A 13864-nucleotide genomic window follows, 5' to 3' on the forward strand; every position below is an offset into this window, starting at 1 on the left:
CCATGGCCACCGAACCGCTGAGCGAGCACGACGAGGCCGGCGGCGACGCACGGCGGCCGTCCTTCGGCTTCGCCCGCCGCCACGGCGTGCTGGTGCGCTCGGTGGACGCCGCCGGCGCCGACGTCGTCTGCCGCACCGACGCCCCGCTGACCGTGATCGCGGACCTCCGCCGCAGCCTCGGCGTGCCCCTGCGCATCGAGCGCCTGGACGCCGATCACTTCGAGCGGCTGCTCCAGCAGGCCTACGAGACGCGTTCCGGCGAGACCATGCAGGCGATGGAGGACATCGGCGAGGCCGTGGACCTCTCCCGCCTCGCCGAGTCCATGCCCGAGCCGGAAGACCTCCTCGAGAGCGAGGATGACGCGCCCATCATCCGGCTGATCAACGCGCTGTTCACCGAGGCCATCCGCGAGGGCGCCTCGGACGTGCACATCGAACCCTTCGAGTCGCGGCTGACGGTGCGCTTTCGCGTCGACGGCGTGCTCCGCGAGGTCCTGGAGCCGCCACGCAGCATGGCCCCGCTGCTGGTCTCGCGCATCAAGGTCATGGCCCGGCTGGACATCGCCGAGAAGCGTGTCCCCCAGGACGGACGGATCTCGCTGCGCATCGCCGGGCGCGCGGTGGACGTGCGCGTCTCCACCCTGCCCGGCGGCCACGGCGAACGCGTGGTGCTGCGTCTGCTCGACAAGCAGGCGGGGCGCCTGGACCTGGAGCACCTGGGTATGGACGAGGGGCTGCGCAGCGAGGTCGACGCCCTCGTCCACCGCCCCCACGGGATCCTGCTGGTCACCGGTCCCACCGGTTCCGGCAAGACCACCACGCTCTACGCCGCCATCGCACGGCTCAACGACCGCAGCCGCAACATCCTCACCGTCGAGGACCCGATCGAGTATTACCTCGACGGCGTCGGCCAGACCCAGGTGAACCTGCGCGTCGACATGTCCTTCGCCCGCGGGCTGCGCGCCATCCTCCGCCAGGACCCGGACGTGGTCATGGTCGGCGAGATCCGCGACCTCGAGACCGCGGAGATCGCGGTCCAGGCCTCGCTGACCGGTCACATGGTGCTCTCCACGCTGCACACCAACACCGCCATCGGCGCCGTCACCCGGCTCCGCGACATGGGCGTGGAGCCCTTCCTGCTCTCCTCCAGCCTTGTCGGGGTGCTCGCCCAGCGCCTGGTGCGCCGGCTGTGCACCGCCTGCCGCCGGGCGTACACGGCGAGCGCCGCGGAGTGCGCCCAGCTCGGCGTCGAGCCGGCCACGCCCCCGGTGCTCTACCACGCCTGCGGCTGCGAGCGCTGCAACCACCTCGGCTACCGCGGACGCACCGGGCTGTTCGAGCTGGTGATCGTGGACGAGACCATGCGCGGGCTCATCCACGACGGTGCCGGCGAGCAGGCGATGGCGGCCCATGCGCGCCGCCGCACGCCGGCGCTGCGCGCCGACGGCATGCGCCGGGTACTGGCCGGCGAGACGACCCTGGAGGAGGTGGTGCGCGTCACCACCGAGGAGTGAGCCTGCGGCGGGTCGCTCCGACCCGCCGGGAGAGGGGTTAAGTGGCAGCCTACGAATACACCGCACTGGACACCGCGGGCCGCGAGCACGGCGGCGTGCTGGAGGGCGACAGCCCCCGCCAGGTCCGCCAGCAGCTGCGCGAGCGCGGCTGGCTCCCGGTGGCCGTCGAGGAGGTCCGGGAACGGCGCGAGCGCGGCGCCGGGCTGGCCGGCGGGCGTGCGCGCATCCGCACCGCGGAGCTGGTGCTGTTCACCCGCCAGCTCGCCACCCTCGTGGGCTCGGGCACCCCTCTGGAGGAGGCGCTGCGGACGGTGGCGCGCCAGAGCGAACGCCCGGCGGTCCGGCGGGTGGTGACCGGTATCCGCGCCCGGGTGGTGGAGGGCCACCCCCTGGCCGCCGGGATCGCCGCCTTCCCGCGGGTATTCAGCGAGCTCTATCGCGCCACCGTCGCCGCGGGGGAACAGACCGGACACCTGGACATCGTCCTCGAGCGTCTCGCCGACTACGTCGAGAAGCGTCAGCAGATGCGTCAGCGCGTGCAGCAGGCGCTGATCTATCCGCTCGCGCTGGTGGTGATCTCCATCGGCGTGGTCACCCTGCTGCTCACCTACGTGGTGCCCAAGGTGACCCGGGTGTTCGCCGACACCGGCCAGGCGCTGCCGGCACTCACCCGCGGGCTGATCGCCACCAGCGGCTTCCTGCGCGACTGGGGCTGGGCCCTGCTGCTGGTGCTGGCGGCGGCGGCGGTGATCTTCTCGCTGTCGCTGCGCCGGCCGGCGTTCCGCCGCCGCGTGCATGCGTCACTATTACGGCTGCCACTCGTCGGACGGCTCACGCGGGGGCTGAACACCGCGCGTTTCGCGCGTACCTTCAGCATCCTCATGGGCAGCGGCGTGGCCGTGCTCGAGGCCCTGCGCATCTCCGCCGGCGTGATCGCCAACCTGCCCATGCGCGAGGCCGTGGCGGACGCCGCCTCCCGCATTCGCGAGGGCACCGGCATCGCCCCGGCCCTGGAGGCCAGCGGCCAGTTCCCGCCGATGACGGTTCATCTCGTCGCCAGCGGCGAGGGCAGCGGCAATCTCGAGGGCATGCTCGAGCGCGCCGCCGCCAGCCAGGAACGCGAGATCGACGGCCTCATCGGCACCCTCCTGGCCCTGTTCGAGCCGCTGCTCATCGTGGTGATGGGCGGCATCGTGCTGGTCATCGTCCTGTCCATCATGCTGCCGATATTCGAGCTCAACCAGCTCGTCGGCCGCTGACCGCCCCGGAGGCCCCCGTGTCCTGGAACCGAAGCACATCGTCTCTCCTCACGTCACCGCCGCGCCGCCGCGCGGGCGGCTTCACGCTCATCGAGATCATGGTGGTGGTGGTCATCATCGGCATCCTCGTGGCCTTCGCCGTCCCCAACATCATGGACAACCCGGAGAAGGCGCGACTGACCAAGGCGCGCCACGACCTGCGCACCATCGAGAACGCACTGGAGATGTACAAGCTCGACAACTTCCGTTACCCGACCTCCGCCCAGGGCCTGGAGGCGCTGGTCAAACGGCCGGATACACCGCCGGAGCCGGAGAACTGGCAGGACGGCGGCTACCTCCGCGAACTCCCGATGGACCCGTGGGGTCATCCCTACAAGTACCTCGGCCCCCAGGACGGCGACGGCGGGCGCGTCGAGATCGTCACCCTCGGGGCGGACGGCCGTCCGGGCGGCGACGGGGCGGACGCCGACATCAGCAGCCTCAAACTGCAATCGGACGACGGGTAGGGTCGTGACCCGGCCGATGGTGTCACTGGCATCCGGCCCCAGCCGCCATGGCGACGGCGCGCTGGCGGACGCGGTCCGGTTTCCCGGGGGGCACCCGGCGGCCACCCGCCGCCACGGCTTCACCCTGCTGGAGATGCTGGTGGTGCTGGTCATCATCGGCATCGTGCTTTCGCTCGCGCTCATCCGCCTGGGTGACGGCGGCGACAGGACGGCACAGCGCAGCGCCGAACGGCTACTCGCCCGCCTCGAGCTCGCCGGCGAGGAGAGCGTGCTCAACGGCACCCCCATCGCCCTGGTCACCACCGAAACGGGCTACCGCTTTGCCCGCGCCACCCCGGACGGCTGGAGCGCGCTGACCGGCGACACCGTCCTCGCCGACACCGCCCTGCCCGGTCAGACGAGCCTGACGGTGACGCCGGACGACGACGGCCGCGCGCCGGACTCGGAGCCCCCCGCGACGGGCCCGGCGGTCGTGCTCTACCCCAGCGGCGAGATCAGCCCCTTCACCCTCGTGGTGACCGATGAGGGCACGGACACCGCCTGGCGCATCGTCGGGCGCATCAACGGCGAGCTCCGGCTGGAGGGCCCCAGCGATGGCGACACGGCGGGGTGAACGGCACGGACCGTCCCGCGGAGACGGCTTTACCCTGGTGGAGGTGCTCGTCGCCCTGGCCGTGCTCGCCATCGCCCTGGCCGCGGCGGTGCGCGCCGCCACCCTCTCCGCGGACGCCGCCGGCGGCCTGCGTGAGCGCACCTTCGCACACTGGATCGCGGACAACCGCCTCGCCGAGATGCAGGCCCGGCGCGTCTGGGCCACCGGCCGGCGCACCGAGCGGCGGACGTTCGCCGGCCGCGAGTGGCCGCTGACCGTCACCGTCGAGGCCACCCAGTTCGAGCACGTCCGCCGGGTACGCATCGCGGTGGCCGCCCCCGCCGACCCGCAACGCACGGTAACGACGCTGCAGGGCGTGCTCCGCGATCCGGGGCTGCAGCCGTGAACCGGGGCGGCGGCTTCACCCTGATCGAGCTGCTGGTGGCAGTGGCGATCTTCGCGGTGGTCTCAGTGATCGCCTACGGCGGGCTCGCGACGGTGATGGACACCCGGGAACGCGTCGATACCGAGACCGCCCGCCTGGCCTCGGTGCAGACGGCGTTCACCGTCATGGCCCGGGATTTCCGCAGCGCCACCCCGCTCCGGGGCTACCGCGACCGCCGCGGCGACCCGCAGGTGCCGCTGCACGCCGACGGCGATACCCTCATGCTCGTGCACGGCGGCCGCCCCAACCCGCTGGGACGCCGACGCAGCCACTTCGAACGCATCGCCTACGCGGTGCGCGACGGCGCCCTGGTGCGCGAGCGCTACGCGATGATGGACAGCCCCTACGAGCCGCAGGTCACGCGGACGGTCCTCCTCGACGGGGTCACCGAGGTCGGCTTCCGCTTCCTGCTCGATGACTGGCAGCCGACCTGGCCGCCGCCGGCCAACGCCGACACCGACGTGCCGGTGCTGCCCCGCGCGGTCGCCGTGAGCCTGCGCCACCCCCAATACGGCATTCTACGCCGGGTGTTCCTGCTGCCATGAGCGCATCCCGATACCGGCAGCGTGGCGTCGCCCTGATCACCGCGGTGCTGATCACCGCGCTGGCGGCCACCGCGGCCACCGCGCTGCTGTGGCAGGGCCACCTCGCGATCCGGCGCACGCAGAACGTCGTCGCCGACGGCCAGGCGTGGCAGTACGCCCTCGCCGCCGAGGCCGTGGCCGTCGACATCCTCGCCCGCGACCGCGGCGACAACGACGCCGACGGCGCCGGCGACGCCTGGTATGGCGAGCTCCCGCCGGTAAACGAGGGCGGCGCGACCATCACCGTGACCATCGAGGACCTCCAGGGCCGGCTCAATCTCAATGCCCTCGCCGCCGGCGACGAGCAGCGCCGGCGCCTGGCCGCCGCCGCGCTGGAGCGCCTGGTGGGCGCGGCGGTGCCCACCGCGCCGGCGGCGGGCATCGCGCCGGCGATCGAGGACTGGATCGACGACGACCTCCAGCCCGGCTTCCCCGGCGGCGCCGAGGACGACTTCTACACCCGCCAGCAGCCGCCGTACCGCGCGGCCAACGCCCCGCTGGCCGGTGCCTCCGGGCTGCGCCTGATCCGCGGCGTCGACGACGCCGTCCTCGCCGCCCTGCAGGGCCGGGTCACCGCCCTGCCCGTCGAGGCCGAGGGCATCAACCTCAACACCGCCCCGCCGGAGCTGCTGGCAGCGCTGCACCCGGACGTCGCCGCCGGCGACGTTCGTGCCCTCGTCGCTGGCCGCAGGGACACCACCCTCACCAGCGTCGAGGCGGCCCTGCAGCTCGCCCCCTCACTGGCGCAGCCGGAGCTGCCACGGACCTGGCTGAGGGTCGACAGCGACTATTTCCTGGTGACCGCCCGGGTCTCGCTGGGCCGCGTTAACGCCACGCACTACTCGGTGATACACCGCACGACGGACGGACCGATCGAGGTGATCTACCGCGGCGAGACGCCGCCGTGAACATTGGCGCTCCCCGGGTTTTCGGTGACAATACGGATAAAGGGATTCGCTCTAACGGAAGGTCAGGCGAATGCGCCCGCGATTGATCGTCCAAATCGCCGCCGACGCGGACGCGCCCCTGGCCGCACGCTGCCTGGATGCCCAGGGCCGGCTGACCGGGGCCGGCCCGGAGGATGACCCCGCAGCTCTGGCGCGCTCGCGGCGTGTCTACGCCCTGGCGCCCGGGACCGCGGTGCTCACCACCCGGGTGGCCATGCCCGTGCGCAGCCGCCAGCGCATGGCCCAGGCGGTGCCCTGGGCCATGGAGGATCAGCTCAGCGAGGACGTGGAGGCACTGCACTTCCTGCTCGGCGAGCGCAACGCCGCCGGCGAGGTCCACGTCGCGGTGGTCGCCGCACGCGCCCTTCAGGCCTGGGAGGAGCGGCTCGCCCGGGCCGGCATCCACGCCGAGCAGATCTACCCGGACTACCTCGCGCTGCCCCGCCACGAGCACGCGTGGACGATACTGGTCGCCGGCGACCGGGCGCTGGTACGCACCGGGGTCCAGACCGGCTTCGCCTGCGAGAGCGACGTCCTCGCACTGTTCCTGGAGGCCGCCCTGAGCGAGGCCGGCGACGACGCCCCGCCACGGCTGGTGGCCTACCTCACCCCCGGCGCGACGCTGCCCCTGCCGGAGGTGGCGCCGGAGGCGGAGCGCCACACGGTCACCGACGTCCCCGCCCTGCTCGCCGAGAACCTGGACACCCGCCATGCCATCGGGCTGCGGCCGGTGGACACCGGGGGCACCGGCCGTTGGCGGCGGCGCTGGCGGGTCTGGCGCACTGCGGCGATCCTGCTCGCGGTGGTAATGCTGGCGGACACGGCCCGGGGATGGCTGGCGCAGTGGCACCTGGAGCAGACCATTGCCGCACGGGAGGCCGATATTGCGTCGATCTTCACGGAGGCATTCCCGGACGCCGGCACGCCGGTGTACCCGCGCCGGCAGATGGAGAGCCGGCTCGCCGCCCTGCGCGGCGGCGGCAGCGCGGCGGCGGGCCTGCTGCCCCTGTTGACCCGCGTCGCGCCCGTGATGGGCCCGGTGCGGCTCACCGGCCTGACCTGGGGGGAGGGCGGTGCCGAGCTCGCCGTTCAGACTGCAGAGCTCGCCGGCGTCGACGCCCTGGAGCGGCGCCTCGCCGATGCCGGGCTCACCGTCGAGGTACGCAACGTCACCCGCGAGGCCGACGGCGTCAGCGGCCGGCTGCACGTGGAGACGGGCTCATGAGGCGCTGGTGGCACGACCTCGCCCCCCGCGACCGGCGCATCCTGATCGCCGGCGCCGTCGCGCTCGCCGTGATCGCCTGGTTCTTCGGCCTGTGGCTGCCGCCGCGCCAGGCGGGGCCGGCGCTGCACGACCGCCTGGCCGCCGCCGAGACCGATCTTGCGTGGATGCGCGCGCACGCCGGCGAGGCGGAGGCGTTGCGGCAGCGCCGGCAGGCCGGGGGAGCGGAGCACACGGACCCGAGGGCGGTCTACGTCCTCGTCGAGGAGAGCGCCCGGCAGGCCGGCCTCGGCGAGGCACTGGAGCGGATCGAGCCCGCCGGCAACGCGGAGGCCCGCGTCACCCTCAACGGCGCCGCCTTCGACGGCCTCGTGCCCTGGCTCGCCGGCCTGCGCGACAGCCACGGGATACAGGCGGGCTCCGCCTCGTTCCGGGCCACCGGCACGCCCGGGCGCGTCGACGCCCGGCTGGTGCTCCAGGGGCCGTCTCCGTGAGGCGTTGGGGCCGGCGTATCGGGCTACTCGCCCTGTTCCTCCTCGGTGCCCTGGTCACCACCGCCATCACCCTCCCCGCCCGGGTCGCCTGGTCCGTGGCGGGGGACATCGTGCCGGTACGTCTGCACGAACCGGAAGGCACGGTCTGGTCCGGCCGTGCCACGGGGCTAACCTACCGCGGCACCACCCTGCACGGCGTGGAGTGGCGGATTCACCCGGCAGCCCTGCTCGGCGGCCGGCTGGAGGCGACGCTCCGCGCCCGCGGCGACAACGGTGACCTCGCCGCGCAGCTCGCCGCCGCGCCCGGCGGCCGCGTCGAGGTCCGCGACGCCCTCGCCCGCCTGGACGTGGACACCGTGCTCGACTGGGCCCGCCGCGGCGGCCTGGCCTTCACCGTGGACGGCATCCTCGACGCCACGCTGCGTCGCCTGGTGGTCGACGGGCGCCGGCCGGTCACCGCCGACGGGCGCCTGCGCTGGGAATCGGCGGCGCTGAACCTGGGCGAGCACTATCCGCTCGGCACGCTCACCCTCGATCTTGCGCCCGGCGGGAACGGCGGCATCACCGCGACCCTGTCCGCCGACGGCGGCGTACTCACGGTCGACGGCAAGGCGGACGTTACCGCGGACGGCACCTTCCATGCCCGCCTGGAGCTCGCCCCGCGCCCCGGCCGCGAGGAGGCGGGACGCGCCCTCGCCCGCCGGCTGAACCTCGCCAACCCCGACGGCACGACGGTGCTGGAGGCAAGCGGCGACCGCTCCGGCGTCCGCGCCAGCCAGAACGCGGGCGACTGAACCGCCCCGGTCAGGGCCGGTGAGGCAGGGCGAGGTAGCTGCGCGACTGCATCTCGGTGAGGCGGCTCGCGGTGCGCTCGAACTCGAAACCCAGGCGGTGCCCCCGGTAGAGCGAATCCGGCTCGTCGGCGGCGGAGCAGATCAGCTTGACCCCGCGGTCGTAAAACTCGTCCACAAGATTGATGAAGCGCCGGGCATCATCCTCGCTGTCGCGATCGAACACCGGGATGTCGGAGATCACCACCGTGTGGAACTGGCGGGCGATCTCGATGTAATCATTCTGGCTGCGCGGCCCCCGGCAGACGGCATCGAAGGCGAACCACACGACCCCGTCCGCCACGCGCCGCACCGGGATCTCCCGGCCCTCCACCTCCAGCACGGTCTCGTCGGTCACCTCGCCGCCGTCCGGGCGCACATGGTCGAAGTCCCGGGTGAGCACCGCATCCGCCTCGGCGTCCAGCGGCGTGTGATAGATCTCCGCCTGCTCGAGGAAGCGCAGGCGGTAGTCCGTGTCACCGTCGACGGGGATCACCTCGGTGTGACGCTCGAGCAGCTCGATCGCCGGGACGAAACGCTCCCGCTGCAGCCCGTCCCAATAGAGCTCGTGGGGCGGGATGTTGGAGGTCGCCACCAGGGTTACCCCGCGCCGGAACAGCCCCTGGAGCAGGCCGGCGAGGAGCATGGCGTCGGCGATATCGGAGACGAAGAACTCGTCGAAGCACAGCACCCGGGTGTCCGCGGCCCACTCCTCGGCGATGATGTCCAGCGGATCCTGGCGTTCCTTGAGCGTCTTCAGCCGGGTGTGCACGGCGCGCATGAAGCGGTGGAAGTGCAGCCGCCGCCGCGCCTCGAAGGGCAGGCTCTCGTAGAAGATATCCATCAGCCAGGTCTTGCCCCGGCCGACACTGCCCCAGAGGTACACGCCGGTCTCCGGCTCCACGGTCTCCGGCGCGCCGCGCAGCCGCCGCCACAGCCCGCCGAGCCCCCCGCCGGCCGGCTCCGGCCGCGGGCCGGCGGCGCACAGTCGCTGGTAGAGCCCCTCGAGGGCATCCACCGCCCGGGCCTGGGCGGGATCGTGCACGAAATCGTCGCGTCGCAGCGCCTGCTCGTAGCGCGCGCGGGGACTGCCCATTCTGCCTCCTGGTTGGACGGATCCGGTCAACCGGGCCCCGAATGCCGGGGGACACGCGCGTCGGGAGCACGCCGGGCCGGACCACGCGCGCGGCATTGCCGTTGAACGGATCGGCAAGTATGTCGGGACGGCCTCAGGCGCTGAGGTCCAGGCGGCCGCCGAGACGCATGAGCTCGCCGCCGGTCATGGCGGCGACCTCGGCGTAACGGCCGGTGGGCCCACCGCCCGCCGCATCGCCGGCGGGGGTATCACGCTGCACCAGCGCGCCGTTGCCGCCGCGGGCGAGCTCCGCGCGGGCGTCGTTCGCCCGCGCCGCTGCGGCGGCCGCGATACGGCGGTCGGCCGCCGACGGCGACGCCGGCGCCAGCGCCGCATGACGGACCTGCTGCATCTTCTGCAGGGTCGCGCCGGGCGATTCCTCACGGGAGAGATCCAGCGCCACCTCGCCGCTGACGGCATAGCGCTGGCCGTCAGGGCCGCGCCGGTAGTCATAGCTGATGGCACCGGCGTGGGCGCCGCCAGCCGCCTGATGCGCCCGCTCGTGGGCGCGCACCTCGCGATCCCTGACGGCGAGCTCGCGCGCCCGGCCCATTGCCCGGACATCGGTGCGCTGGCCATTGCCGATGGATACTGCCGGTGGACCGATAGATGCCATGACCGTTCGCCGGCGCCTGCCCCGAAGGGGTCATTATTCACGCCCCCGGCCACGAGGCAAGGGCCGTGCATTGCCTGATTCCGCCAGTTCTCGTAACTTACTAATCTTCTCAGAACAATTGTCATGCGTCAGCCGATCCGTCCGCCGACGCGGCAGGACGCACGAGCCGCCCGGTGTGGCCGGGCGACATGCGCGCTGGACAACGCGGCGGCGGCGCACGGACCGGCCCGGCGGGAACGGCGGCGCCGCAGCCGCTCGACGTGAGCCGCGCGGGCGCGGATGCGCCCGGCCTCCGACCCGCTCCGGCACACGACAATACCTTTGAGAAGAGCCAGTTAATCCGTTTCGGAAACGCTCGTCCCCGAGCACCATCCGCTCACGCCGAGAAAGCCAGCGAGGAACAACCATGGCCGACAACCGCCGAAGCCGAGTGATCACACAGGGGGTGGCACGCACGCCCAACCGGGCGATGATGCGTGCCGTGGGCTTCACCGACGAGGACTTCGACAAGCCCATCGTCGGTGTCGGTAACGCCCACTCCACCATCACCCCCTGCAACCTCGGCATCGGTGCCCAGGCCGAGCGCGCGGAGGCCGCGCTCAAGCGTGCCGGCGCGATGCCGGTGAAGTTCGGCACCATCACCATCTCCGACGGCATCTCCATGGGCACCGAGGGGATGAAGTTCTCGCTGGTCTCCCGCGAGGTCATCGCCGACTCCATCGAGACCGTCTGCAACGGCCAGCGCCTGGACGGGATCCTCGCCACCGGCGGCTGCGACAAGAACATGCCCGGCGCCATGATCGCCCTGGCCCGGCTGAACATCCCCGGCATCTTCGTCTACGGCGGCACCATCAAGCCCGGCTACTACGAGGGCCGCACGCTCAACCTGGTGAGCGCCTTCGAGGCGGTGGGCCAGCATGCGGCGGGCAACATGTCCGACGAGGAGCTCAACGCCATCGAGAAGAACGCCTGCCCGGGCGCCGGCTCCTGTGGCGGAATGTACACGGCCAACACCATGTCGTCGGCGTTCGAGGCCATGGGCATGAGCCTGCCGGGCTCCTCCACCGTCGCCGCCGAGGACGATGAGGCCCGCGAGGTGGCCGAGCGCGCCGGCGAGGTGCTGGTCGACGCGATCCGCCACCAGCGCCTGCCCCGCGACATCATGACCCGCAAGGCATTCGAGAACGCCTTCACCCTGGTGATGGCGGTGGGCGGCTCCACCAACGCGGTGCTCCACCTGCTCGCGATCGCCCAGGCCGCCGAGGTGGACTTCTCCATCGACGACGTCGAGCGCATCCGCCAGCGGGTGCCGGTGCTCTGCGACCTCAAGCCCTCCGGCACGTACCTGGCGACGGAGTTCCACGCCGTCGGCGGCACCCCGCAGGTGCTCAAGATCCTCCTTGCCAACGGCCTGCTCCACGGCGACTGCCTGACCATCACCGGCGAGCCACTGGCGGACCTGCTCGCGGACGTGCCCGGGCAGCCGCCAGCGGAGCAGTCCATCATCCACCCCTTCAGTGACCCGGTCTACGAGCACGGCCACCTCGCCATCCTCCGCGGCAACCTCGCCGAGGAAGGCGCCGTGGCCAAGGTCACCGGCATCAAGAAGCGCCGCATCAGCGGCCCGGCGCGGGTGTTCGACTCCGAGGAGGAGGCCATGGAGGCCATCCTCGCGGACCGGATCCAGGCGGGCGATGTGCTGGTGATCCGCTACGAGGGGCCGAAGGGCGGCCCCGGCATGCGCGAGATGCTCGCCCCGACCTCGGCGATCATCGGCCGCGGGCTCGGCGACTCGGTGGGTCTGATCACCGACGGGCGCTTCTCCGGCGGGACCTACGGCATGGTGGTCGGCCACGTGGCGCCGGAGGCCGCGGTGGGCGGCACCATCGCCCTGGTCGAGGAGGGCGACACCGTGACCATCGACGCCGACCGCAACCTGCTCTCGCTGGACATCGACGAGGCCACCCTGGCCCGCCGCCGCGAGGCGTGGCAGCCGCGGCCACCGAACTACCGCCGCGGCGTGCTCGGCAAGTACGCGAAGCTGGTCAGCTCCGCGTGCTACGGCGCGGTCACCGACCGGGACCTCTTCCCGGAGCTGTGACCCGCCGCCCACCCGCCGGCCCGTGACGGGCCGGCGGGCTCAGCCGGACTGGATGATCCGGCGCAGGTCCGCGAGCACCGCCTCCACCGGGTCGCTGTCGCGGACCAGCAGCCGCGCCTCGCCGGCGCGGTTGAACACGAAAACCGCGCCGCTGTGGGAGACCACGTAGTTGCCGTCCTCGTCCGCCTCGCCGTAACCGTAGGTGACGCGGTAGCGCTTGTTCAGCGCCTTCAGCTGGTCCTGGGTCCCGGTCAGACCGATGAAGTCGCCGCCGAAGGCGCTGGTGTAGGCGCGCAGTCGCTCCGGCGTATCCCGCCGCGGGTCCACGCTCACGAACAGCACCTGCACGTCCCGGCGGGCGTCGTCGTCCAGCTCACCGAGGATCCGGCTCAGCCGCGCAAGGGTGACCGGGCAGACATCCGGGCAGAACGTGTAACCGAAGAACAGCAGCGTCACCTTGCCGCGATAGTCCTCCGCGGTGACCGACTGGCCGTTCTCGTCGGTCAGGCTGAAGGCAAGCTCGGGCATCATCCCGGAGATGTCCTTGGTGCGCCAGTCGCCGCTGGCGCAGGCCACCAGCACCAGGGCCAGCATCGCCGTCACCGCTGCCGTTCGCATCTCTCGCATGGGTCGGACCTCGATCGTTTTCCCGTAATCAGGTGGATGCCGTGGACGCCGGCGCGTTCCGCGCCCGGGCCGCGGCGCCCCGCTCATGGCGGTGCCAGAAGGCGAGCACGATGACCACGCCGAGCACGCTCATCATCGCCGACGGGATCCACGTAAGCGCGCCGCCAATGGTCTGGTCGGTGGAGGCGCTGATGGGCCAGGGGCGCCCGCAGACATCGTAGATCTGGTAGATGTCGCTGTCGGCGAACACGATGTAGGCCCCGAGCACGATCTGGGGGAAGGCCACCGCCGCGAGCATCAGACAGCGCTTGCCGAAGCCGACGCTGTAGTGCCCCGGCCCCGGCGCCCGCGGATCCAGCGCCAGCCACCAGAACAGGATGCCGTCGACGGCCATGCTCCAGTTCATCAGCGCGTAGAGGTCGCGGCTGAGCATGGCATCGAAGTGGATCGAGGGGATCAGCCAGAAGTAGATCAGGCCGACGAACACGAGCGCGGCGACAGGCGGGAACTGCAACGTGCGGTAGACACACTGCACCGGCCGGGTCCGCCACAGCGGCCGGATCACCCGCTCGCGCAGCCCCGCCGGCGTGCCCGCGGCCAGCACCGGCAACGGATTGGCCAGGGCGATGAGCACCGCCGCCACGTGGTGGAGCACCAGGTGCTGGAGGCGATGGATGAAGAAGACGTACTGCGCATAGTAGTCGTAGCGGGTCTGGGTGACCGCATACATCAACGCCAGACCGAGCAGGAAGGCCGCCACCCGCCAGAAGCCGGGCCCGGCCCCGGCGGCCAGGCCGCGCAGGAACAGCACCAGCGCCCCGCCCACCACCAGGGTGACCAGGGGCTGCCACTCGTAGGGTGCCAACGCACCCAGTATTTCCGGGAATAAGGCCATTGCCGGGCGTAGACCACCGAAAGGAGCGGTGATGATAGCACCCGGGCGGGCAGCGGATCAGCCGGGGCCCGCCGTTCCCGGTGAAGGGACCGGCGGG

At 72.3% G+C, this 13864-nt stretch carries 15 protein-coding genes; 11 read left to right on the forward strand and 4 right to left on the reverse strand.

The window, feature by feature from the left end:
* Positions 1-2: 2 nt before the first annotated feature.
* The 10 genes from gspE to ACEZHJ_RS16680 all read left to right on the forward strand — a co-directional run bounded on the left by gspE (position 3) and on the right by ACEZHJ_RS16680 (position 8357).
* Positions 3-1514, forward strand: coding sequence for a type II secretion system ATPase GspE (gene gspE / locus ACEZHJ_RS16635; protein WP_163141231.1), 1512 nt, complete (start codon positions 3-5; stop codon positions 1512-1514).
* Between the two features lie 41 nt (positions 1515-1555).
* On the forward strand, positions 1556-2773 hold the full coding sequence (gene gspF, locus ACEZHJ_RS16640) for a type II secretion system inner membrane protein GspF (RefSeq protein WP_163141228.1): 1218 nt from the start codon (positions 1556-1558) through the stop codon (positions 2771-2773).
* A 17-nt stretch (positions 2774-2790) separates the two neighbouring features.
* Positions 2791-3279 carry a type II secretion system major pseudopilin GspG gene (gspG, locus tag ACEZHJ_RS16645; protein ID WP_256379726.1) on the forward strand — a complete coding sequence of 163 codons (489 nt, stop codon included), beginning with the start codon at positions 2791-2793 and terminating at the stop codon, positions 3277-3279.
* Positions 3280-3283: 4 nt separating this feature from the next.
* Positions 3284-3892, forward strand: coding sequence for a type II secretion system minor pseudopilin GspH (gene gspH, locus ACEZHJ_RS16650; RefSeq protein WP_259199986.1), 609 nt, complete (start codon positions 3284-3286; stop codon positions 3890-3892).
* Positions 3873-4277, forward strand: a complete 405-nt coding sequence (gene gspI / locus ACEZHJ_RS16655; RefSeq protein ID WP_018716552.1) for a type II secretion system minor pseudopilin GspI — start codon at positions 3873-3875, stop codon at positions 4275-4277. Before gspH ends, gspI begins: the two co-directional genes overlap by 20 nt.
* Positions 4274-4861, forward strand: coding sequence for a type II secretion system minor pseudopilin GspJ (gspJ, locus tag ACEZHJ_RS16660; protein WP_163141870.1), 588 nt, complete (start codon positions 4274-4276; stop codon positions 4859-4861). Before gspI ends, gspJ begins: the two co-directional genes overlap by 4 nt.
* Positions 4858-5808 (forward strand): type II secretion system minor pseudopilin GspK, encoded by a 951-nt coding sequence (gene gspK / locus ACEZHJ_RS16665; RefSeq protein WP_163141867.1) that lies wholly within the window; start codon positions 4858-4860, stop codon positions 5806-5808. Before gspJ ends, gspK begins: the two co-directional genes overlap by 4 nt.
* 70 nt (positions 5809-5878) lie before the next feature.
* Positions 5879-7072 carry a type II secretion system protein GspL gene (gspL, locus tag ACEZHJ_RS16670; protein ID WP_163141864.1) on the forward strand — a complete coding sequence of 398 codons (1194 nt, stop codon included), beginning with the start codon at positions 5879-5881 and terminating at the stop codon, positions 7070-7072.
* Positions 7069-7563 carry a type II secretion system protein GspM gene (gene gspM, locus ACEZHJ_RS16675; protein WP_018716556.1) on the forward strand — a complete coding sequence of 165 codons (495 nt, stop codon included), beginning with the start codon at positions 7069-7071 and terminating at the stop codon, positions 7561-7563. Before gspL ends, gspM begins: the two co-directional genes overlap by 4 nt.
* A complete protein-coding gene (locus ACEZHJ_RS16680) occupies positions 7560-8357 on the forward strand; it encodes a type II secretion system protein N (protein ID WP_163141862.1) in 798 nt (265 codons plus the stop codon). Before gspM ends, ACEZHJ_RS16680 begins: the two co-directional genes overlap by 4 nt.
* Positions 8358-8367: 10 nt before the next feature.
* Here ACEZHJ_RS16680 and zapE read toward each other — a convergent pair whose 3' ends face one another.
* On the reverse strand, positions 8368-9489 hold the full coding sequence (gene zapE / locus ACEZHJ_RS16685; protein WP_375036722.1) for a cell division protein ZapE: 1122 nt from the start codon (positions 9487-9489) through the stop codon (positions 8368-8370).
* 133 nt (positions 9490-9622) lie between these two features.
* On the reverse strand, positions 9623-10144 hold the full coding sequence (locus tag ACEZHJ_RS16690; RefSeq protein WP_163140532.1) for a putative metalloprotease CJM1_0395 family protein: 522 nt from the start codon (positions 10142-10144) through the stop codon (positions 9623-9625).
* Positions 10145-10550: 406 nt separating this feature from the next.
* Between ACEZHJ_RS16690 and ilvD the strand changes: the two genes are divergently transcribed.
* On the forward strand, positions 10551-12245 hold the full coding sequence (gene ilvD / locus ACEZHJ_RS16695) for a dihydroxy-acid dehydratase (protein ID WP_163140534.1): 1695 nt from the start codon (positions 10551-10553) through the stop codon (positions 12243-12245).
* Positions 12246-12284: 39 nt separating this feature from the next.
* On the opposite strand, the gene ACEZHJ_RS16700 is transcribed toward ilvD, so the two are convergent.
* Together ACEZHJ_RS16700 and ACEZHJ_RS16705 are read right to left on the reverse strand one after the other, a co-directional pair.
* Entirely contained in the window at positions 12285-12872 is a 588-nt protein-coding gene (locus ACEZHJ_RS16700; RefSeq protein ID WP_240466263.1) for an SCO family protein, read from the reverse strand.
* Positions 12873-12900: 28 nt separating this feature from the next.
* Positions 12901-13737: a cytochrome c oxidase assembly protein gene (locus ACEZHJ_RS16705; protein WP_259199992.1), complete on the reverse strand. Its 837-nt coding sequence runs from the start codon at positions 13735-13737 to the stop codon at positions 12901-12903.
* Between the last annotated feature and the right edge of the window lie 127 nt (positions 13738-13864).

The sequence above is a fragment of the Arhodomonas sp. KWT2 genome (genome assembly GCF_041949875.1).
In the GTDB taxonomy this organism is placed as follows: Bacteria; Pseudomonadota; Gammaproteobacteria; order Nitrococcales; family Nitrococcaceae; genus Arhodomonas; species Arhodomonas aquaeolei.

Bases quoted from the DNA above. Each gene is read 5' to 3' on its own strand.
- gspM (WP_018716556.1), top strand. From the start codon at position 7,069: ATGAGGCGCTGGTGGCACGACCTCGCCCCCCGCGACCGGCGCATCCTG.
- gspK (WP_163141867.1), top strand. From the start codon at position 4,858: ATGAGCGCATCCCGATACCGGCAGCGTGGCGTCGCCCTGATCACCGCG.
- zapE (WP_375036722.1), bottom strand. From the start codon at position 9,489: ATGGGCAGTCCCCGCGCGCGCTACGAGCAGGCGCTGCGACGCGACGAT.
- gspE (WP_163141231.1), top strand. From the start codon at position 3: ATGGCCACCGAACCGCTGAGCGAGCACGACGAGGCCGGCGGCGACGCA.
- gspI (WP_018716552.1), top strand. From the start codon at position 3,873: ATGGCGACACGGCGGGGTGAACGGCACGGACCGTCCCGCGGAGACGGC.
- gspL (WP_163141864.1), top strand. From the start codon at position 5,879: ATGCGCCCGCGATTGATCGTCCAAATCGCCGCCGACGCGGACGCGCCC.
- ACEZHJ_RS16690 (WP_163140532.1), bottom strand. From the start codon at position 10,144: ATGGCATCTATCGGTCCACCGGCAGTATCCATCGGCAATGGCCAGCGC.
- ACEZHJ_RS16700 (WP_240466263.1), bottom strand. From the start codon at position 12,872: ATGCGAGAGATGCGAACGGCAGCGGTGACGGCGATGCTGGCCCTGGTG.
- ilvD (WP_163140534.1), top strand. From the start codon at position 10,551: ATGGCCGACAACCGCCGAAGCCGAGTGATCACACAGGGGGTGGCACGC.